Here is a 21,400-nt window from a genome sequence, read left to right as displayed (position 1 = left end):
GACAGATGTGCGGTGCTTAACAACCTGTGCGACCCATGAGTCAATGCAGGCACTGCTGGAGGATTTTTGTCACAAGAGCCAGTTAAAATCAGTGATCATGCTGATAAAGATGGCTTTTATAGGTTGTTTCAAGGATTTGGCGGGTGGTGCTTGGGAAGGTGTTTCCCTTGGGTCGGCCGTGCGCGAGGTTCAGCAAGGAGGCAAGATGTCGCTGTGTTTGACTATCACTAGTTATCACAAGATCACCCCAGGTCAATGCCCGGAAAAGTCCATGGATAATGGATTGATGGCAATTGGCCGCTCCAGTGAAAACGACTGGATATTGCCCGATCCCGAGCGATTGGTCTCCGCGCAACATTGCGTTATTCAATACAAAGATGGTCGTTACTACCTGACCGATAACAGTACCAACGGTGTGGAATTGGTTAATGCCGGTATTCGTCTGCGCCGGGGAAATAGCGAGCCATTGCAAGACGGTGAGTTGATTCGGATCGGCGATTACGAAATCCAGGCACGGATTGATTCCGGCGTGAATGTGACAGGCAGCCTGCCTTTCGCCGGTGACGCCTCCAACAGTTTTGAAGCGCTGATGGGGCGACACAGTGGAGCCGTGGCCACGCCACTGCCGACCCCGGTGATTGCCCCGCAGTTCCAGGGCGCGTCGTCGATGGACACGCTGCCGGACCTGTTCGATTTCCTCGCGCCCACGGCCGTGCCACCGGCCACCCAGCCTGACCATGTGCCGGCTGAACAGCATGATTTTCGCCCGCCCATCGCCGTTAGCGTGCCTGCGCCCGAGCAGCCGGTGACTGCGGGCGCGGTGATTCCAGAAGACTGGGATCTGTTGGGTACAACACCCGCGCCGCCAATCAGCGCACCGCCGCCGACCATCGCGCCGCCGCCGACCATCGCGCCGCCTGAGCCTCCCCCCGCGCCACCTGTGGTCGAGCCCCCGCTCCCCGTGGCAGATGCCAACCCAACCGATTTGCTACAAGCCTTCCTGCGCGGTGCCGGTCTGGATCAACTGCGCCTGGACAAGGCCCAGGCCGAGGCGCAGATGGAAAGCATTGGCCGCAGCTACCGGCTGATGGTCGAAGGCCTGATCGACGTATTGCGTGCGCGCAGCAGCCTCAAGGGCGAGTTCCGCATGCAGCAGACGACGATCCAGCCGGTGGAAAACAACCCGTTGAAATTCGCACCGAATGCCGACGAAGCGTTACTGCTGCTGCTTCGTCACGGCAACCAGGCGTTTATGGCGCCGGACCTGGCGGTGCGCGACAGTTTCGACGACCTGCGTGCCCACCAACTGGCGGTAATGGCCGGTGTCGAGGCGGCCATCCAACATCTGCTGACGCGCTTTGAGCCCGCGCAGTTGGAAACGCGCATGGGCAAGCCCGGCGGGCTGTCGAGCCTGTTCAACGGTTCGCGCCAGGCCCAGTACTGGCAACAGTTCACCGAGCTCTACAACAGTATTTCCCGTGAGGCCCAGGAGGACTTCCAGGACCTGTTCGGCCGTGAATTCAGCCGGGCCTATGAAGCACACAGCGCACGACAGCGGCGCTGAAACTGGAACAACGGACAGCCACATACGTCATTGAGGACGCAGGATGATTTCCAGGTTTTTACTCGCAGCCGCCAGCCTGTTGCTGCTGACGGCCTGTGCCAAGGATGCCGCGCCGCCCCAGGCGCCAGAGGCACACATCGACACTACCCGCGTCGAACTGCACTTCCATGCCATCGCTGGGCTCAACCCTGGCACCACGGGCCAGCCAGCCCCGGTGCGGGTACGGATTTTCGAGCTGAAAAACGCCGCAGCTTTCAGCCGTGCCGACTACTTCGCCCTGGCCGATCGTGCCCAGCCGACCCTCGGCCTGGACCTGCTGGACCAGGATGAAGTGGTGATCCAGCCCGGCCAGCAACTGAGCATCCAGCGCGACCTTGACCCGGCCACCCGGCAGATCGGCTTGCTGGTGGGCTATCGCGAACTGGACCGCGCGCAATGGCGCACGGTGTTCAGCGTGACGCCGCGCCAGGCCAGCCAATACCAGATCAGCCTTGATGTGCGCGCCGTACGTGCGCACCTCAGCGTTTCCCCATCCAGCCCTGCCCAATAAGAAGCAATCGGAGCCCCCATGTCCTGGAACAATCGCGTGGTCTGGTCGGAAGGCATGTTCATCGGAACGCAGCACTTCCAGCAGCATGACCGTTACCTGGAAAACCTGATCGATGCCCGCAGCCGCCCGCTGGCGGCCGGTGCCTGGGGGTTTTGCGAACTGCTGCTCGACCAGGGCCTGCTGGCCCAGGGCAAGCTGGCCATTGTCTCGGCCCGTGGCCTGTTGCCCGATGGCACCCCGTTCAATATTCCCCAGGACGACCTGGCGCCGAGCCCGCTGAATATCGACGACAACCTGCGTGACGGCCTGGTGTACCTGGCCTTGCCCCTCAAGCGTGCCGGTGCCCGCGATACGGTGGACGAAGGCGAGCCCCTGGGTGCTGCGCGTTACCTGAGCCAGGTGCGCGAGGTGCGGGATGACAACGCACCCTTCGAGAACCGCGCGCCGGTGGCCGTCGGCTCCCGGGCCTTGCGCTTGCTGACTGCCGCCGATGGCGTCAGCGACTACGCCGCCATCGGCCTGGTGCGCATCAAGGAAAAACGCGCCGACCGCGCCCTGGTGCTGGATGACAGCTACATCCCGCCGGTGCTCGATGTGGCGGCGAGCAAGCCGTTGACGGCGTTTCGCAGTGAGCTGCTGGGCCTGCTGCACCAGCGTGGCGAAGCCCTGGCCGGGCGGGTGGTGGCCTCGGGCGCCGGGGGCGCCTCGGAGATCGCCGACTTCATGCTGCTGCAACTGGTCAACCGCGCCCAGCCGCTGATCCAGCACCTGAGCCAGTTGAGCCCGCTGCACCCGGAGCGCTTCTTCAGTGAACTGGTCAGCCTGGCCGGCGAGTTCTCGACCTTCTCCACCTCGGGCCGGCGCCCCGAAGAATACCCGCGCTACCAGCACGACGACCTGGCGCTGAGCTTCGCCCCGGTGATGCAGGCCCTGCGTGAAGCGCTGTCGATGCTGATCGACAGCAAGGCCACGCCGATCCCGATTGTCGAGAAAGCCTACGGCGTGCATGTGGCGATGCTGGCGGATAAGACCCTGATCGACAGCGCCAGCTTCATCCTCGTGGTGCGTGCCGATGTACCGGGCGAAACCCTGCGCGCGCGTTTCGGCCAGCAGAGCAAGGTCGGCTCGGTGGAGCACATCCGCGACCTGGTCAACCTGCAACTGCCGGGCATCGGCCTGCTGCCGTTGCCGGTGGCGCCACGGCAGATCCCGTATCACGCCGGCTCCACCTACTACGAGCTGGACCGCGGCAGCGAGCACTGGCAGCAGTTGATCCACTCCGGCGGCTTTGCCTTCCATATCGCCGGGCAGTTCCCGGGCTTGAACCTGGCCTTCTGGGCGATCCGAGGATAATCCGCGATGCACCCCAATGATGACGACCGCACCCAGTTCATGCCGCGCCCGGGTGGCCGTGCGCCGGAGCCTGCCCGCGCGGAACCGGCGCCTTTGTCGATGCCGGCGGCGCCGATCCTCACCGGCAAAAGCCAGGGCCTCAACCCCCTGGAAAGTGCTGCCGGCCCGTTGTTGGCGCTGTTGACGCGCTTGCGCAACACCATCGCCCATCCCGCGCCCGCAAGCCTACGTGCGCAGTTGCTGGCCTACCTGCGCCAGTTTGAAGAGCGCGCCGAGGCCGCCGGCGTGGCCCGTAACGAGGTGCTGCTGGCGCGCTACGCACTGTGCACCGCCCTCGACGAAGCGGTGCTGAGCACGCCCTGGGGCAGCGCCAGTGACTGGGGCAAGCAGAGCCTGCTGATCACCGTGCACAACGAAGCCTGGGGTGGGGAAAAGGTTTTCCAACTGCTGGACCATTGCCTGCAAAGCCCGCGTGAGCGCCTGTACCTGCTGGAGCTGTTGTACCTGTGCATGTGCCTGGGTTTCGAGGGCCGCTACCGCGTGATGAACGACGGCCGCAGCCAGTTGGAAACCCTGCGCGAGCGCACGGCAGCGGCGATTCGCAGTGCCCGTGGCGAGCATGAGCGCGAGCTGTCGCCCCATTGGCGCGGCGTGACCGTGGCCCGCGATCGCCTGGCGCAATTCATGCCGCCGTGGATCGCCGTGGCCATCGGCCTGGCCTTGCTGCTGGCCCTACTGTTTGGCTTGCGGATGAAGCTGGCGTCGGATGCCGAGCCGGTGTTCAAGAACATCCATGCCCTGGGTGAAATCCCGGTGCAGGCGATCGACCGTCCGGTGGCGCAGCCGAAAATCATCGAGCGTCCACGCCTGGCGGGCTTTTTGGTCGAAGACATCAAGGCGGGCCGGGTGGCGGTGGAAGATGCCGTTGACCGTTCCGTGGTGACGATCCGGGGCGATGAGCTGTTCGCCTCGGCCAGCTCCAGCATTGTCGATGACTACCAGCCCCTGATGCTGCGCATCGCCGACGCCATCCGCAAGGTCAAGGGCCAGGTGCGGGTGACCGGGCACAGCGACAACCGCCCGATTGCCACCCTGCGGTTCCCGTCCAACTGGGCCTTGTCCGAAGCGCGGGCCAAGTCGGTGCTGGAAATTCTCGCGGCCAAGACCGGCCAGGGCGAGCGCTTCAGCGCCGAGGGCCGCAGCGACACCGAGCCGGTGGCGACCAACGCCACAGCCGAAGGCCGTGCCCGCAATCGTCGGGTTGAAATCACCGTATTGGCGGAGGGCGTCGAGTGAAGGCGTTTTTCAGTTTTATGATTCGCTGGGTGATCCCCGTGCTGGGCCTGATCGCCCTGGGCCTGATCATCTGGTTCGTCGGGCCATTGCTCGACGTGCTGGTGCCGGAAGGTCGGCGCTGGGCCCTGATTATCCTGGTGTTCGCAGTGTGGATCGCCTACCGCGTGTTTCGCATTATCCAGGCCCGCCGCCAGGCCGCCGAAGTGATGCGCAGCCTGGCCGCCGAAACCCCGGCCGACCCCAACAGTGTCGCCACTGCCGAAGAGCTGGCCACCCTGCGCCAGCGCATGGACGAAGCCCTGACGCTGCTGAAAAAGGCCAGGCTGGGCGGTGACGAGCGGCGTAACCTCTACGAGTTGCCGTGGTATGTGATCATCGGCCCGCCGGGTTCGGGCAAGACCACCGCGCTGGTCAACTCCGGGCTGCATTTCCCCCTGGCTGCCCAGCTGGGTGCCGGCGCGGTGCGTGGCGTGGGCGGTACGCGCAATTGCGATTGGTGGTTTACCGATCAAGCGGTGCTGCTGGACACCGCCGGGCGCTACACCACTCAGGACAGCAACTCCACGGTGGATAAAGCCGCTTGGCTGGGCTTTCTCGACCTGCTGAAAAAACAGCGCGCGCGCCGCCCGATTGACGGCGCCTTTATCGCCATCAGCCTGTCGGACCTGCTGCTGGGCACTGACGCCGAGCGTGCTGCCCATGCGGCGGCGATCCGCTTGCGCATCCAGGAGTTGTACACCCAGCTGGGGGTGCGTTTCCCGATCTACCTGATGCTCACCAAGCTCGACCTGGTGCCGGGCTTCATGGAGTTTTTCGACAACCTGAGCAAGGAAGACCGCGCCCAGGTGTGGGGCATGACCTTTGCCCTGGACGACGGCAAACACAGCGACAGCCCGCTGGCCCACCTGCAAAGCGAATTCGCCGGCCTGGAGCAGCGCCTCAACGAACGTTTGGTGGAACGCCTGCAACAGGAACGCGACCCGGCGCGGCGCGATCTGATCTACGGTTTCCCGCAGCAGTTCGGAGCGCTGAAGGATTGCCTGCAAGGCTTCCTCGAAGGCGTATTCAAGCCCAATGCGTTTGAAGAGCGTGTGCTGCTGCGCGGCGTGTATTTCACCAGCGGCACCCAGGAAGGCAGCCCGATTGATCGACTGATCGGCGCCATGGCCCAGAGCATGAACCTCGACCGCCAGCACCTGGCGCGCCAGAGCGGCACCGGGCGCAGTTACTTCATCGAAAAACTGTTCAGTGCCGTGGCCTTTGCCGAGCGTGGCCTGGTGGGCGTCAACCCGAAGGTCGAGCGCCGCCGTAAATGGCTGGCCCGTGGCGTACTCGCGGCGACGGTCGCGCTGGTGGTGGTGGTCAGCAGCCTGTGGTGGCTGAGTTACCGGGCCAACCAGGCGTATATCGCCCAGGTCGACCACAAGGTCGCGCCCCTGGGCCAGGCCGTGCAGAGCCTGAGCCCGGCGCAGCGCGAGGTGCTGGCGGTGTTGCCGCTGCTCAACGCGGTGAAAAACCTGGCGGGCGATTCGCCAGGCTGGTCCGAGGGCCTGGGCCTGTATCAGGGCGACATGCTCGAAGCCGAATCTGCCAGTGTCTACCGCAAGCTGCTGATCGCGGTATTCGCCCCGCGCCTGGTGACGCGCATCGAAGAGCAACTGCACGGTGGCGGCAATTCCGACTTCCTCTACGAAGGCTTGAAGGCCTACCTGATGCTGGCGGACAGCGAGCATTACGACCCGGACTTTATCAAGGCCTGGATCGCCCTGGACTGGGACCGCAACCTGCCGCGCGACCTGCCCGCCGACCAGCGCCAGGCGCTGACCGGTCACTTGCAGGCGCTGTTCGACCGCCATCCGCCGAATGCGCGCCTCGACCCACGGCTGATCGATGACTTGCGCCGGCAATTGCAACAACTACCGGTGGCCCAGCGCGTGTACGACCGGGTCAAGCGCCAGAAGCTGCCCGATGGGGTGACCGATTTCCGTATCAACGAAGCTGCCGGGCGGGATGCCGCCCTGGTGTTCAGCCGCAAAAGTGGCAAGCCGCTGGGCGAGCCGTTGAGTGGCTTGTTTACTGCCAAGGGCTATCGCCAGGGCTTTTTGCTGACCAGCCTGAACCAGGCCGGCACCCTGGCCGAAGAGCAGTGGGTCTTGGGCCATGCACCGGCGGATCAGCAGAATGTCGCCAGCCTTGCTGCCGATGTGCGGCGCCTGTACTTCCAGGACTATCAGCGCCAGTGGGATGCCTTGCTGGCGGATATCGACTTTGTGCCCATCACCAGCGTGGCCCAGGCGGCGGATGTGTTGCGCGTGATCTCCGGCCCGACCTCGCCGCTGAAAAAGCTGCTGGTGGCGGTGGCCAAGGAAACCGACCTGCAAGCTGAAGAACGCCAACTGGCGGCCAAGGGCGTGCCGGTGGAAGGCGGTGTGGACAAGCTCAAGGAACGCCTCGGCAGCCTGCTCGGCGAGGCCCAGCCGACGGCCAGCGCCCCGGCCCTCACGGAAGACCCGGTGACTGCGCACTTTGCCGAACTCAACAGCATCGTTGCCAAGAACGAAGGCGAGCCGGCGGCCATCGACGGCCTGTTGGCGGACATGAATGCGCTGTATGTGCAGGTCAGCGCCATGGTCGGCGCCAGTGGCGATGCCTTGCTCGGCGAAGCCAAGAACCAGGCCGCAGCGGCGGCCACCCGGGTCAGCCTGAATGCCGAACGCCAGCCGCCGCTGGTGCAGGGCATGGTCAAGTCGGTGGTTAATTCCACCACCAACAGCATGATGGGCGGGGTGCGCAATCAGCTGAACGCAGCCTGGGTCAGTGAAGTGGTCAATGTGTATCGCCAGTCCCTGGCCGGGCGTTATCCGATGTCCCCGGGCAGCGCTCGCGACGCCACCCTGGACGACTTCGGCCAGTTCTTCGGGGTGGGCGGGGTGATGGATAACTACTTCCGCAAATACCTGCAACCCTACGTCGATACGTCGGCGCAGACCTGGCGCTGGCAGCCGGGGGCGGCGCAGAAGCTCGGCATCGCGCCGGGCGTGCTGCAAACCTTCCAGCGCGCGGCGACTATTCGGGATGCGTTCTTCCGTGCCGGTGGGACCCAGCCCATCGTGCGTTTCGAGCTCAAGCCGGTGGCGATGGACGCGACCATCACCCAGTTCCTGCTGGACCTGGACGGCCAGCAACTGAGCTACGACCATGGCCCGAGCCGCCCAGTGGCAATGCAATGGCCGAACCCCGGCAGCAGTGGCGGGGTGCGTATCTCGATCATGCCGCCAGCGGCCAGCGGGCGCTCCGGCGTTACCCTGGATGGCCCATGGGCGTGGTTCCGCCTGTTGGAGCAGTCGGAGCTGTCTGCCGGCAATTCGCCGGACCGTTTCAACCTGCGCCTGCGGGTCGATGGCGCGAGCATCGCCTATGAATTGCGCGCCAACAGCGCCTTCAACCCATTCAAGAGCCGCGTGCTCAGTGGGTTCAGCCTGCCGGAGCGGTTATGACCACCCTGGGGTTCTACGGCAAGTTGGCCAGTCGCGGGGACTTTGTCAGCCGCGCCTTGCCCCAGAGCTTTATCGGGCCCTGGGACAGTTGGCTGGCCGCCGGCTTGCTCGCCAGCCAGCACAGCCTGGGCGACAACTGGCTCAACGTGTACCTGGTCAGCCCGCTGTGGCGTTTTGTACTGGCGCCGGGGGTGTGCGGGCCGGATGCGGCGGCGGGGGTGGTGATGCCGAGCATTGATCGGGTCGGGCGGTATTTCCCGCTGGCGGTGGTCGTGTTGTTGGATCACGACACCAATCCGGCGTCCCTGGTGGGTGGCCCGGACGCCTGGTTCGAGCAGGCCGAGGAGTTGCTGCTCGGCACCCTGGATCCCGGCGCCACATTTGAAGGATTCAGCGATGGCCTTGAGCGCCTGGGTGTGCCGGCGAGTGAACCGCGTGCGCTGGACAGCCGTTTCGCCGGCCTGCAGCGGGTCGCCGCCACCGTGCCCCATGGGCGCATGACCGCCCTCGCCGAACAGGCCTGCGAAGGGGCGAGCCTGTGGTGGGGCCGTGGTTCGCAACGTATTTCCCCCGGTTTATTGCGGTGCCAGGGCTTGCCTGCCGCCGGCGATTTTGCGCAATTTTTGCTCGGACAAGAAGGTGTGGTGTAGATGGGGTCGACGTACAAATCCGCGAGCAAAACCCATGTGGGCATGGTGCGCCAGGTCAATGAAGACGCGTGCCTGGACCTCCCGGAAAACCGCCTGTGGGTGGTGGCCGATGGCATGGGCGGGCATGCGGCCGGCGACTATGTCAGCAGCTTGATCGTCGACAGCCTGCGCAGCCTGCCCGTGGGGCGGTCCCTGGACGAATACACGGCGGCGCTGCGCACTGAACTGACCCGGGTCAACGCCGCCGTACGTGAAGAAACCGCCAACCGTGGCGTGACCATGATGGGCAGCACTGTGGTGCTGCTGGCGGCTCGTGGCCTGCGCGGTGTATGCCTGTGGGCCGGCGACAGCCGCTTGTACCGCCTGCGCGACGGCGAGCTGGAGCGCATCTCCCGCGACCACAGCTACGTCCAGGACCTGCAAGACAGTGGCCTGCTCAGCGAGGCCGATGCGCGGGTGCATCCACGGGCCAATATCGTCACCCGCGCCATTGGCGTGGAGGCGCAATTGGAGCTGTCGGTGGTCGACCTGTTGATCGCCCCCGGTGACAGCTACCTGCTGTGCAGCGATGGCCTGAACAAGACCGTCGAAGACCACGAGATCCGCGACGTGCTGAGCCATGCCGAGCCTGACGAAATCGCCCGCAGCCTGGTGCACCTGGGGCTCAACCGTGGCGCGCCCGACAATATCACCACCCTCGTCGTGAAGGTGTCGCCATGACCCTGATCATCCCCGGCTACGACATCGACGGCGAAATCGGCGAAGGCGCCATGGCCAGCGTGTACCTGGCAACCCAGCGTTCGCTGGAGCGCAAGGTGGCGCTGAAAGTCATGGCCGCTGCGCTGGCCGCCGACCCAAGCTTTTGCGAACGTTTCCTGCGCGAGGGCAAGACCCTGGCGCGGCTGTCGCACCCGCACACGGTGACCATCCACGACATCGGCAATGTCGGCGAGCTGTATTACATGGCCATGGAGTACCTGCCCAACGGCACGCTCAAGGAGCGCATCGCCGCCGGCCTGACGCCGGAGCAGGGGCTGGTGTATATCCGCCAGATCGCCTCGGCCCTGGGGTACGCCCATGCCCAGGGCCTGGTGCACCGCGACGTCAAGCCGGCGAACATCCTGTTTCGCGCCGATGGCACGGCGGTGCTGTCGGATTTCGGGATCGCCAAGTCCCTGGATGACCGCACCCAGTTCACCCAGGCCGGGTTTGCCGTGGGCACCCCCAGCTACATGAGCCCGGAACAGGCGCGCGGCCAGGAAATCGACGGCCGCGCCGACCTGTACGCCCTGGGGGTGGTGCTCTACGAAATCCTCGTCGGCAAGCTGCCTTACAACGGCACCGATGCACTTTCCACCGCCCTGGCGCACCTGACCGAGCCTTTGCCGGAATTGCCGCTGCACCATGGCCGTTATCAAGAGGTGCTGAAAAAACTCCTGGCCAAGGACCCCGCAGAGCGTTTCCCGGATGCCGCTGCGCTGTTGCTGGCCCTGGATCGGCTGCCACTGGAGGCGCCAAAAGACGCGTTGGAAGCGACCTTGATTCGCCCCGCCGTGACGCCGGCCGGTAGTGACCTGGCCGGGCTGACCCCGGTGTCCATCGAAATCCCCACTGCCACACCGCAGCCACAAGCGGTGCGCCAGCCGGTGGTGAGCCCCACGCAGCCTCACGCCGTGTCCGAGCAGCGGCGTGGCCCGGTCCTGGCATTGGCCGCCGTGGCCGTGGCGGTTGCGCTGGCCATCGGTGGCGCCAGTTACTGGTGGTTGAGTAACGATGCCCCTGCGCCGCCGCCTGCTGCGGTTGTGCCCGTTACACCGGCCGGGGTTAAACCGGTGGCCGCTGATAGCGACGGCGGCCAGCGCCCCTTGCTGATGGCGGGCAAGAAAACCCTGTTCCAGCGTGTCTTGAGCAAGCCCGGCGCCAAGCTCTCCAGCGCGGCGGGTGGTGCACCGGGCGAGGCCTTGCCCGCGTTTTCGGTGCTTTATGTGTACCAGCGCAAGGATGTCGATGGCAGCCCATGGCTGCGCATTGGCACTGCCAGCGACGGCCGCAGCGACGGTTGGTTGCCGGCCGCGCAAGTCAGCGACTGGAAGCAGAGCCTGGTGCTCAAGTTCACCGAGCGTTCGGGGCGTGCGCCGGTGATGTTCCTGCGCCAGCCCGGCGAGGTGGAAAAACTCCTGGCTGACCCGGCAGCGGCGAAAAACCTGCTGCTCAAGGCGCAGAAAACCCCCGACGACAATCAACAGGTCCTGGCCCTGGAACCCGCCGCCAGTGCCGTGCCGCAGAACCAGTTCTACCTGTTGCCGATTTTCGACGCCAAAGAGAGCTTCGACGAGAATGGCCAGCCGGTGCAGTTGCTCAATGTGGCGTCCATCGACCCCGGCAGCGCCGCTGCCAAGCCGGCGACCCCGCTGATCAGCGCTAACGCCGATGCATTCCGTACCGCCGTGGTGTTGGTGGTGGATACCACGGTGTCGATGCAGCCCTATATCGACCAGGTGCGCGACGTGGTCCACGAGCTGCAAACCCGCATTGCCGAACGTGGCGAGTTGGACAGCGTCAGTTTCGGCATGGTCGGCTTTCGCAGCAGCGTCAAGAAAACCCCTGGCCTGGAATACGTGGCCAAGACCCTGATCACCCTCGACCAGGGCCGCGACCCCCAGCGGTTTCTCGACATGGCGCGGCAGGTCAAGGCCTCCAGTGTTTCCAGCCATTCGTTCAACGAAGACGCGTTTGCCGGGGTGATGCAGGCGGTGGAAGGCATGGACTGGTCCGGCTACGGCGGGCGCCTGATTCTGCTGGTGACCGATGCCGGGGCCCTGCGCAAGAACGACCCGTTCGCCGCGACCCAGATGAACGAAGCCGAAGTGCGCCAGGCCGCCCTGGGCAAGCAGATCAAGATCTATGCCCTGCACCTGCGCACCGACGCCGGCAAGAAAACCCACGGCGGCGCCGAATCCCAGTACCGCATCCTGACCGCCGACGCCAACCCGCGGATCGGCGACCTGTACACGGCGGTGCCGGGCGGTGATGTGCGCAAGCTGGGCGAGCGCGTGGATGAGATCGGCACGGTGTTCGCCAACCTGGTGCACCAGGTGCGCAGCAACACCCCGCAGCCGGTGCCGTTGCTCAGCAGTGCGCCGAGCCTGGCGGACAAATCCGCTGCCGTCGGCTATGCCATGCACATGGACTTCCTCGGTCACAAAGGCGCGAGTCAGGCGCCGCAACTGGTCAGCGCCTGGACCGCCGACCGCGACCTGACCAACCCGGCACTGCCGGCGTTCCAGGTGTGCGTGATGCTGACCAAACTGCAGCTCAACGACTTGCAGCAATCGCTGAAACTGATCGTCGATGCGGCGCGCAAGACCCAGACGTCGCCCGGGGATTTCTTCCAGGAAATCGCCAGCGCCTCGGCCTATATGAGCCGCGACCCACAGGCCCTGCGCAAGGGTGGCAACCTCGCCGACGGCGGCATTCTGGGTGAATACCTGGAAGGCCTGCCGTACCGCAGCAAGTCGCTGAACATGACCCAGGACCTGTGGTTGTCGTTGAGCGTGGCTGAACAGGAAGACTTTATCGACGAGTTGGACTCGAAGATCCGCCTGTATGAAACCTTCCATAACGATGTGGCCAACTGGGTCCGTTTCGGTGATGCCGAACCGGGCGATGCGTTGTACCGCGTGCCGCTGTCGACGCTGCCCTGATGCTGAACCTGAGCGCGGTGCACAAGAGCCGGGGCCTCGGTAGCCAGCGCTATAGCCTGGTGATCCCGGCGCTGCACGTGGGCGCGGGTGAGCAGTTGGCGATTGTCGGGCCCAGTGGCTGCGGCAAAAGTACCTTGCTCGACCTGTTGGCGTTGGTCCTGGCACCGGACCAGGTCGGCCGGTTTGAATTCAACCAGCTGGATATCGACGGGCTGTGGCGTGCCCATCAGCAATCCACCTTGGCCGGGTTGCGTAGCCGGCATCTGGGTTACGTGCTGCAAACCGGCGGCCTGCTGGGCTTTCTCGATGTGCGCAGCAATATCGCGCTGTCCCGGCAACTGCTGGGCTTGAAGGACGATGGCAGCGTTGCGCGGCTGGCTGCGCAGTTGCACATCAGCGACCAGTTGGCCAAGAAGCCGGCCGCGTTGTCGGTAGGCCAGCGCCAGCGTGTTAGTTGCGCCCGTGCCCTGGCCCATGCCCCGCAATTGGTGCTGGCCGATGAGCCGACCGCGTCCCTGGACCCGCTTAACGCCGAGCGTGTGATGCAGGCGCTGCTGGCCCAGGCCCGTGAGTACCGCGCCGCCTGCGTGATCGCCACCCATGACGAGCCCCTGGCCCGCGCCAGTGGCTTGCAGATGCGGCGCATCAGTTGCCGGCGCGACAGCGACGGTGGCGTTACGGCGACCCTTGGGGAGGCGTGCTGATGCGCATCTCCCTGGTGGCGTCCCTCGCGTGGCAGGACTACCGCAACGATGGCTGGCTGTCGGCCTGTGCGGTGCTGGCGCTGGTGGCGGTGATCGCGCCGTTGCTGGTGTTGTTCGGCCTGAAATTCGGCCTGGTCGGCAGTTTGACCGAGCGCCTGGAGAATGACCCGGCGACCCGGGAAATCATTCCGTTGGGCGGGGGACGATTGAGCCGTGCGTTTGTCGAGCATCTCGGCCAGCGCAGCGATGTGGCGTTTGCCATCCCACGTACGCGGCAGATCGCGGCCACGGCCCAGGTGGGGGCATTGAGCCTGGAAATGTTGCCCACCGCACCGGGTGACCCGTTGCTGGGCGGCCTGCCTATTCCGGTGGGCCTGGACCAGGTCGTGCTGAGCCACACCGCCGCCGAGAAGCTGGCGGCGCGACCGGGCGATTGGCTGAAAACCCGCTTTGCGCGGCAGGTGGCCGGGCGCGTCGAGGCCCAGGATGCGCGCTTGCAGGTGCTGGCAGTGCTGCCCCTGGAGGCATTCGCCCGGGACGGTTTGTTTGCCGGCTTGAGCCTGCTGGAAGCGGCGGAAGATTACCGCGATGGCCGGGCAGTACCGGCGCTGGGCTGGGACGGTGATGCAGTGGGCGTGAGTGAGCAGCGGGTGTACCCGGCGTTTCGTCTATATGCGCGCAGCCTTACCGATGTAGAGCCGCTGCGGGTGTATTTCGCCGGGCAGAACCTGTTGGTCTCGACCCAGGCGCTGAGCATCGCCCAGGTGCAGTCGTTGAGCCGCAATTTGTCGATCGTGTTCTGGATCATCGCCGGCCTGGCCTTGGCGGGGGCGTTTGCGGCGATCTTCGCCGGCGCGTTGGCCGCTGTGGCGCGCAAGCGCCGGGAGTTGTCGGTATTGCGCCTGCTGGGGTTTTCCACTGGCGCGCTGCTGCTGTTTGTGGTGATGCAGGCGCTCTACAGCGCGGGTTTCGCCGCCGTGCTCAGCGCCGGGCTGTATGGCCTGGCCGAGGCGGGCTTGAATCAATTATTCGTGCAGGTGCCGGGCGAATACGCCAGCCACCTGCTGGCGCGGCATTACGCCCTGGCCCTGGTCGCGGTACTCGGCGTCAGCGCCGTGGCGGCCGCGTGCGGGGGGTGGCGGGTGGCGCGTATCCAGGCTTCTGAGGGCATCAGAGATGTATAGATTATTGGGCGCCGTCGTGGCGCTGAGCCTGGCCACTGCGGCCTGGGCCGACGAGGCCAGCGATAAGCTGGACAACCCCAAGCCGTTGGCCGATGACGTCAGCCTGCCGCTGCCGTGCGAGGGCAACATGGTGTTTCGCTACGCCTATGTCCTGGCCCAGGGCACCCTGGACGACCGGGAGGTCAGCCTCGGCTACCCGTTCAGCGAAGGTGAGGCGGGCTACAAGCAGTCGTTTATCTCCGGCTATCGCCGCGACTTTATCAACGGCCAATTCACTCTCAAGGATTTGCCCAAGGGCTGGAACAAGGTGATTGCGCCGCTGATGCCCAAGACCGACGCCAAGACCCCGCTCAAGCCGATGCTCTACTTTATCGGCAAGTACGAAGTCACCGCGCGCCAATACGCCCAGGTCATGTCCCAGGCCCAGTCCCTGGCCAGTGGCGAACCGGCGCCGGCGTGCGAAGCGCCCACGGGCATGGCCGGGCGCTTGCCCAAGGTCAAGCTGTCGCGCTTTGAAGCCGAGCGCTTCTCGGCGGTGTACAGCGCCTGGTTGATGAAAAATCACCGTGACCTGCTGCCGGTCAGTGGTCGCGGATCTTCGGCGGAGGATGGCGGCCTGGGCTTTGTACGGCTACCCACCGAAGTGGAATGGGAGTTCGCCGCACGCGGCGGCCAGGCGGTGAGCCGCCAGGACCTGGAAGGCCGGCTGTTCCCACGGCGCCTTGAGGGCAGCGACAGCGACGGCCCGTTGGGCGACTGGGCGGTGTTCAACCAGGTCGCCGGCGGCACCGGCCAGGCGGCGCGGCTGATGCCTATCGGCACCAAGTTGCCGAACCCCATCGGCCTGTTCGATGTGATCGGCAACGCTGCCGAGATGGTCCAGGAGTCATTCCAGCTGGTCCACGCCGGCCGCCGCCAGGGCACCTATGGCGGCTTTATCGTCAAGGGCGGCAACTACCTGGAGGGCGAGGGCACGTTGTTTAGCGGCATGCGCCGGGAATACCCGCTGTTCGGCGCCGACGGCACCGAGCAAAGCAACGAGACCACAGGCTTCAGGGTGGCGATTGGCGCGCTGTCGGCACCGCGTTCGCGCTACAACGAACTGTTCGCGCAGTGGCAGAAAGAGGGGCGCCTGGCCGCGTTGACCGATGCCATCGACGATGCCCAGGACCCGACCAAGCGCCTGGACAGCATCATCGCCGCCAGCGTCGACCCACGGCTGCAAGCCGAGTTGGGACTGGTCAATGAAGAGCTCAAGCGCAACGTATCGCTGATCGCCCAGCAGCGCGAGGAAGCGGCCGGCAACCTGATCCAGTCTGCCGCCCTGGTGGCCGAGACCATCAATAACTACAACATCCGCCTGATCAATCTGCACAAGAGTCGCCAGCAGTCCCTGGACGCCAAGGACGAGGCCAGCGCGCAGTTGTTCGCCACGGCCATCGCCAATGGCCGCAGCGCGCTGGACGGCGCAGTGGCGATCTATATCGACAACCTGGCCACCGGCACGCGCTACACCGATGCGGTGATCCAGGCGCAGTTTCAACGGATCCAGCAAGAGTTGGAGCGCAAGCCGGTGCTGGGCAAGAGCCTGGTGACGCGCGCGACGTTATTCGTTCGCCATGTCGGCAACTATCGCAAACAACAGCGAGCCGACCCGGCAACGATTTTGAAGGAATTGCTCGCAGCAAGCGGTCAGCGGTCTTGATCGCTCGCAGGCTGGCGAGCTTGGAAGGGACTCAGGCGGCATGGGCCGTGCTGGGCAAGTCAAACTTAAAAGAGAACACACCTATGCTTTTTTCCCGTAAGGCGGTTTCCAAGCGTCACTTGCTGCTGATTGCGGCTGGTTTCAGCACTGTGCTGACCGGTTGCGCCACGTCGCCGGCCTCCAAGGTCGCGTCGAGCACCAAGGTCGAGTACTACCCCAATTGCTACGAGCCGGTGCAGCACCTGCGTGCCACCGATTCGGACATGACCAAGTCGGTCGTTACCGGCGCCGCCCTTGGCGCGGCCGGTGGCGCGCTGCTGGGCGCCCTGACCGGTGACTCGGACAAGCGCGGGCGCAACGCGGCGATTGGCGCGGCGGGCGGTGCCCTGGCGGGCGGCGCGGCGGGTTACTACACCGAGCGCCAGAAGCAGATCAGCGATGACAACCAGCGCATCGCCTCCTACGCCACCGACTTCAATAAAAGCGCCTCCGACATCGACCGCAGCACCGCGTACGCCAAGGCGTCCCAGCAGTGCTACCAGAGCGCATTCACCAAGCTGGTGGCCGACCGCAAGGCCAAGACCGTCAATGACACCGAAGGTCGCAAGCGCCTGGCGGAAATCGTTGCGGGCCTGAAGGAGTCCAACGACCTGATCGTCGCGGTCAACGGCAAGGCCAGCGAAGACCTGAACAACTACACCCAGGCCTACGAGAAAGACCTGCAACAAGTGGGCGTACAGCGTAACGATGTGGTGACTGTGGCTACTGCAGAGACCACCTCGGCTGCGGCTGCGGCGAAAAAAGACAAGAAGAGCAAAGTCGTGACCAAGCGTCCGCCACTGCCCAAGGTGCCGTCAGAAGCGGTGAGCACCGAAAGGAGCATCCGCACCGCCAAGGTCAAGCAGACTGAAAGCAATCAAGTGGCCAATGCCGGCAAAGCACAGATCGAAGGCACTTGCCGCGATCCGAACCTGGCCGACTGGGCACCGGTGCCTTGCCCTAACGTTTAAGCCAAGTTGTTGCTATAAGCGGTAAACGCCAGCCGATCTCCTGCTAACGCGGGAGATCGGTAGCGTTCTGCGCACAAATCGTTAAACTGCTGCGGCCACCCAATAATTACACTGAGGCCGTGTGCATGAAATTTCGTTTTCTCCTGTGGGTGCTGGGCCTGATGATGGCCAAAGCCAGCCGCAACAACCCCGCGTTCCAGCAACAGTTGGGTGACAAGGACCTGGCGTTCCAGTTGCAGACCCTCGACGGCAAGGTTGCCCGTCACTTCATCGTCAAAGACCAGCGCATCACCAGCCACTCGGGTGTGCACCCGGAGCCGGCGTTTGCCATCGCTTTTAAAGACGCCGCCTATGGCTTCGCCACGATGCAGGCGAAGAACAAGCAACTGGCGTTCATGACGGGGATTCAGGACAAGTCGATCCAGATCAAGGGCAACCCGGCCCTGGTGATGTGGTTCCAGGGCTTGACCAAGTATTTGAAGCCGAAGAAAAAGAAGGCCTGAGAGAGCGAGTTGCATTCATCGCAGGCAAGCCAGCTCCCACATTTTGACCTTGGAATGCATTCAAGATGTGGGAGCTGGCTTGCCTGCGATAGCGGTGTAACAGGCGCCGAATTTACCCCTGGCTGAACTGCGACGCCAATTCCCGCAACAACACCTCGGCATCCAGCACCTTGCTCACCACGTCCTCGGCCTTGTCGCGGCTCAGGCCCAGGCGTTCTAGCAGTTCGTCCGGGATCTCGGCCTCAGGCCCGGAGCCAATCCCCCGCCCGCGCAGCAAGCGCACGGCCAGGCACACCAGGTTCGGGTATTCGGCATATTGGCCGTCGTAGCTCGGGTCATGCTGGAAGCGCAGGGCCGTGGACAGCTCTTGCGGCATATCCCAGTAACGCATCAGCCAGGCGCCGATCTGCTCGCGGCTGATGCCCAGCAAGTGTTGCTCGACATAGCTGTGGCACAAGTGCGGGTTGACCTCCAGGTGCCGGCAGATCAGTGAGAAGTGCGGCGGGAAGACGTGGGCCAGCAACAGGTAGCCAAAGTTGTGCAGCAGGCCCGCCAGGTAGGTCAGGCCGGCTTCCGGGCGCTGGGCGCGGGGCATGGCGCGGGTCAGGCCTTCGATCACCGCCGCCGTGTAGATCGACTGGTGCCAGTAGGGCGTGGCCTGTTGCGGATGGTCCTTGGGCAGGCTCAAGGTCTTGCCCAGCGCCAGGCCCAGGGCCAGGTTGATCACCAGGTCGAAGCCCAGCACACGCACAATCGCATCTTCCACCGAGCGGATCTTGCCCGGCGAGGCGTAGTACGGCGAGGCCGCCCAGCTCACCACTTGCGCGGCCAGGGCCGGGTCGGTTTCAACCACGCCGGTGATGTCGTCGATGGTCGCGTTGGGATCGACCCGCAGCTTGATGATCTTTTGCGCGGTGTCGGCCAGCGGCGGGATCTCGATGGTGGCTTCCAGGCGTTGCTGGATACGGCGCGCGGTAAACGCCTGCATCGCCTGGGTGATCTCATCACGGTCGTCGGCAGGGCGGTCGAAGTTGGGGCGGATGCTGCTCAGGGGCTCGCCGAAGTGGGCGGCACTGGCTTTGCTCAACATGCGCTTGAAGTCATCGCTGGCGATTTCCAGCAACACCGTGGCTTCGCCCGAGTGCACCAGCAGGGTCGGCTCGCGTAGCAGGCTTTCTTCGTACAGGCACGGCGAGCTGGTCAGCGGCGGCAGGCCGGGCAGCAGGCTCAGGTGGTGTTTGCCGAGCATACGCTCCAGGCGTTCCGGTGCCACGGCGGTCAGGTTGCGGCCGGTCAGTTCGGTAAGGCGGTTGAGGTCCAGCAACTGGCTCTGGGGGAACAGCACCATCAGGGCGCCCACTGCGTCATCGACCAGTACCGCCTGAACCTTTCGGGCCGGGTTCAGGCCTGGGTGGTCGGTGACTTCCGTGTAGTTGACGGCGAGTTTTGCGAGCAGGTCCCGAATGACCGAGGGTGCGGTCGGTGGGGCTGTGGCGTGGGCAACTTCTGACATGGCCGGATCCAATTTCCTACATTTGCTTGGAGTATAACCAGCTTGGTCCGGCTGAGGGGGTCTAACTGCGGTTTGTGATGGGGGCGGGTCAGACCTGGCCGTATTGTTGGCCGTGGCGCAGCCAGCGATCCAGCAGCGGGCTGACGTGGTGCGGCCAGCGTTCCAGCAGGGCCTGGGCCGCATCGCGCACGGCGGGCAGCAGGTCGGCATCGCGCATCAGGTCAGCCACCTTGAATTGCAGCAGGCCGGTCTGGCGGGTGCCGAGCATCTCGCCGGGGCCGCGCAGTTCCAGGTCTTTTTCGGCGATCACGAAGCCGTCGTTGGTCTCGCGCATGATCCCCAGGCGCTGGCGGCCAATCTGCGACAGCGGCGGATGGTAGAGCAGTACGCAGTGGCTGGCGGCACTGCCCCGGCCGACCCGCCCGCGTAGTTGGTGCAACTGTGCCAGGCCCAGGCGCTCGGGGTTTTCGATGATCATCAGGCTGGCGTTGGGCACGTCCACACCGACCTCGATCACGGTGGTGGCCACCAGCAATTGCAGGTGGCCGGCCTTGAATTCGGCCATCACCGCGGCTTTTTCCGCAGGTTTCATGCGCCCGTGGATCAGCCCGACCTTGAGCTCGCCCAGGGCGCTGGTGAGGTCTTCATAGGTGGTTTCGGCGGCCTGGCAGGTCAGCTCTTCGGACTCTTCGATCAGCGTGCACACCCAATACGCCTGGCGCCCTTCGGCACAGGCGCCGCGCACCCGCTCGATCACTTCGACCCGCCGGGTGTCGGTGACCAGCACCGTATTGACCGGGGTTCGGCCCGGTGGCAGCTCGTCGAGGATCGAGGTGTCGAGGTCGGCGTAGGCACTCATGGCCAGTGTGCGCGGGATCGGGGTAGCGGTCATGATCAGCTGGTGCGGGTTCATCCGCCCGCCCACGCCTTTTTCGCGCAGGGCCAGGCGTTGTTGCACGCCGAAGCGGTGCTGTTCGTCGATGATCACCAGGGCCAGGTTCTTGAATTTAACCTCGTCCTGGAACAGCGCATGGGTGCCCACCACCATCGGGGCGCCGGCGGCGATCTGCTCCAGGGCGGCCGTGCGGTTCTTGCCCTTGAGCTTGCCCGCCAGCCACGCGACTTCCAGGCCCAGGGGTTCGAGCCAGCGCTTGAAGGTGATGAAGTGCTGCTCGGCGAGGATCTCGGTCGGCGCCATCAACGCCACCTGGTAACCGGCCTCCAGGGCCTGCAGCGCGGCCAGGGCGGCGACCACGGTCTTGCCAGCGCCGACATCGCCCTGGATCAGGCGCAGCATGGGCTCTTTCTGGCTCAAGTCGTAGGCGATTTCATTGCCGACACGCTGCTGCGCGCCGGTCGGCGCAAAGCCGAGGTTGGCCAGGTACTGCGCGGGCAGGCGCGTGGCCTTGGGCATCGCCGGGGCGCGCAGGGAACGCATGCTTTCGCGCAGGCGTTGCTGGGACAGTTGATGGGTCAGCAGTTCTTCAAAGGCCAGGCGATGCTGGGCCCAGTGATGACCCAGGGCCAGTTCGTCGACATCGGCATCGGCCGGTGGATGGTGCAGGTAGCGGATCGCGTCCGCCAGGGGCGCCAGTTGGTAGTCGCGGGCCAGCTCCTGCGGCAGCCAGTCGGGCAGGCTTTGCGGGCCGAGCAGGGTCAGGGTCTGCATGCACAACTGGCGCAGGCGCTGTTGCGTCAGGCCTTCGGTGAGCGGGTAGATCGGGGTGAGGGTGGTGTCTACCGGCGGCGGCTCGTCGCCGGTAATGGCGCGGTATTCCGGGTGGTAGATCTCCAGGCCTGATGCCCCTGGCCGCGCTTCACCGTAGCAACGCACGCGAGTGCCGCGCTTGAGGCCTTCCTTTTGCGCATTGCTGAAATGGTAGAAACGCAGGCTCAGGCCACCGGTGCCGTCCTGCAGGCGTACCACCAGGCTGCGACGCTTGCCCATCACCACATCGGCACCGCTGACGGTGCCTTCGACCACGGCATCCTGCCCAGGGCGCAGATGGCCGATGGGCACCACGCGGGTGCGGTCCTGGTAACGCAGGGGCAGGTGAAAGAGCACGTCCTGGAGGTTTTCCAGGCCGACCTTGGCCAGTTTCTCGGCCATGGCTTCACCGACACCCTTGAGTGCCGTCACCGACACCTGCGACAGCTCAGTCATACA

The 21,400-nt window shown here is 65.0% G+C and carries 15 protein-coding genes; 13 read left to right on the top strand and 2 right to left on the bottom strand.

Features of this window, described 5'->3' with window-relative positions; genetic code table 11:
- Window positions 1-205 precede the first annotated feature (205 nt).
- From tagH to BLL38_RS16110, 13 genes are all read left to right on the top strand, one after another.
- Window positions 206-1,564: a type VI secretion system-associated FHA domain protein TagH gene (gene tagH, locus BLL38_RS16170; RefSeq protein WP_076963460.1), complete on the top strand. Its 1,359-nt coding sequence runs from the start codon at window positions 206-208 to the stop codon at window positions 1,562-1,564.
- 43 nt (window positions 1,565-1,607) lie between these two features.
- On the top strand, window positions 1,608-2,114 hold the full coding sequence (gene tssJ, locus BLL38_RS16165; RefSeq protein WP_076963459.1) for a type VI secretion system lipoprotein TssJ: 507 nt from the start codon (window positions 1,608-1,610) through the stop codon (window positions 2,112-2,114).
- Between the two features lie 18 nt (window positions 2,115-2,132).
- Entirely contained in the window at window positions 2,133-3,467 is a 1,335-nt protein-coding gene (gene tssK / locus BLL38_RS16160) for a type VI secretion system baseplate subunit TssK (protein ID WP_076963458.1), read from the top strand.
- Window positions 3,468-3,473: 6 nt separating this feature from the next.
- On the top strand, window positions 3,474-4,763 hold the full coding sequence (locus tag BLL38_RS16155; protein ID WP_076963457.1) for a DotU family type VI secretion system protein: 1,290 nt from the start codon (window positions 3,474-3,476) through the stop codon (window positions 4,761-4,763).
- Complete coding sequence (gene tssM, locus BLL38_RS16150; RefSeq protein WP_076963456.1) at window positions 4,760-8,260, top strand: type VI secretion system membrane subunit TssM; 3,501 nt, start codon at window positions 4,760-4,762, stop codon at window positions 8,258-8,260. Before BLL38_RS16155 ends, tssM begins: the two co-directional genes overlap by 4 nt.
- On the top strand, window positions 8,257-8,910 hold the full coding sequence (gene tagF, locus BLL38_RS16145) for a type VI secretion system-associated protein TagF (protein ID WP_076963455.1): 654 nt from the start codon (window positions 8,257-8,259) through the stop codon (window positions 8,908-8,910). The genes tssM and tagF overlap by 4 nt, the downstream gene beginning before the upstream one ends.
- Window positions 8,911-9,630, top strand: coding sequence for a PP2C family protein-serine/threonine phosphatase (locus BLL38_RS16140; RefSeq protein WP_076963454.1), 720 nt, complete (start codon window positions 8,911-8,913; stop codon window positions 9,628-9,630). It abuts the gene before it with no gap.
- A complete protein-coding gene (locus tag BLL38_RS16135) occupies window positions 9,627-12,614 on the top strand; it encodes a serine/threonine-protein kinase (RefSeq protein WP_076963453.1) in 2,988 nt (995 codons plus the stop codon). The genes BLL38_RS16140 and BLL38_RS16135 overlap by 4 nt, the downstream gene beginning before the upstream one ends.
- Window positions 12,614-13,318, top strand: a complete 705-nt coding sequence (locus BLL38_RS16130; protein ID WP_076963452.1) for an ABC transporter ATP-binding protein — start codon at window positions 12,614-12,616, stop codon at window positions 13,316-13,318. Before BLL38_RS16135 ends, BLL38_RS16130 begins: the two co-directional genes overlap by 1 nt.
- Window positions 13,318-14,502, top strand: coding sequence for an ABC transporter permease family protein (locus BLL38_RS16125; RefSeq protein ID WP_076963451.1), 1,185 nt, complete (start codon window positions 13,318-13,320; stop codon window positions 14,500-14,502). Before BLL38_RS16130 ends, BLL38_RS16125 begins: the two co-directional genes overlap by 1 nt.
- Window positions 14,495-16,207, top strand: a complete 1,713-nt coding sequence (locus BLL38_RS16120; RefSeq protein WP_076963450.1) for a formylglycine-generating enzyme family protein — start codon at window positions 14,495-14,497, stop codon at window positions 16,205-16,207. The genes BLL38_RS16125 and BLL38_RS16120 overlap by 8 nt, the downstream gene beginning before the upstream one ends.
- Window positions 16,208-16,290: 83 nt before the next feature.
- Complete coding sequence (gene tagQ / locus BLL38_RS16115) at window positions 16,291-17,217, top strand: type VI secretion system-associated lipoprotein TagQ (RefSeq protein WP_076963449.1); 927 nt, start codon at window positions 16,291-16,293, stop codon at window positions 17,215-17,217.
- Window positions 17,218-17,342: 125 nt separating this feature from the next.
- On the top strand, window positions 17,343-17,720 hold the full coding sequence (locus tag BLL38_RS16110) for an SCP2 sterol-binding domain-containing protein (protein ID WP_057961011.1): 378 nt from the start codon (window positions 17,343-17,345) through the stop codon (window positions 17,718-17,720).
- A 112-nt stretch (window positions 17,721-17,832) separates the two neighbouring features.
- On the opposite strand, the gene BLL38_RS16105 is transcribed toward BLL38_RS16110, so the two are convergent.
- Both BLL38_RS16105 and recG read right to left on the bottom strand, forming a co-directional pair.
- A complete protein-coding gene (locus tag BLL38_RS16105; RefSeq protein ID WP_076963448.1) occupies window positions 17,833-19,233 on the bottom strand; it encodes an aminoacyl-tRNA deacylase and HDOD domain-containing protein in 1,401 nt (466 codons plus the stop codon).
- Window positions 19,234-19,321: 88 nt separating this feature from the next.
- A complete protein-coding gene (gene recG / locus BLL38_RS16100; protein WP_076963447.1) occupies window positions 19,322-21,397 on the bottom strand; it encodes an ATP-dependent DNA helicase RecG in 2,076 nt (691 codons plus the stop codon).
- Window positions 21,398-21,400: the final 3 nt, after the last annotated feature.

The sequence above is a fragment of the Pseudomonas gessardii genome (genome assembly GCF_001983165.1).
Taxonomy (GTDB): domain Bacteria; phylum Pseudomonadota; class Gammaproteobacteria; order Pseudomonadales; family Pseudomonadaceae; genus Aquipseudomonas; species Aquipseudomonas gessardii.
The sequence above is the reverse complement of the archived record's forward strand: the minus strand, read 5'-3'. Positions and strand labels throughout refer to the sequence as shown.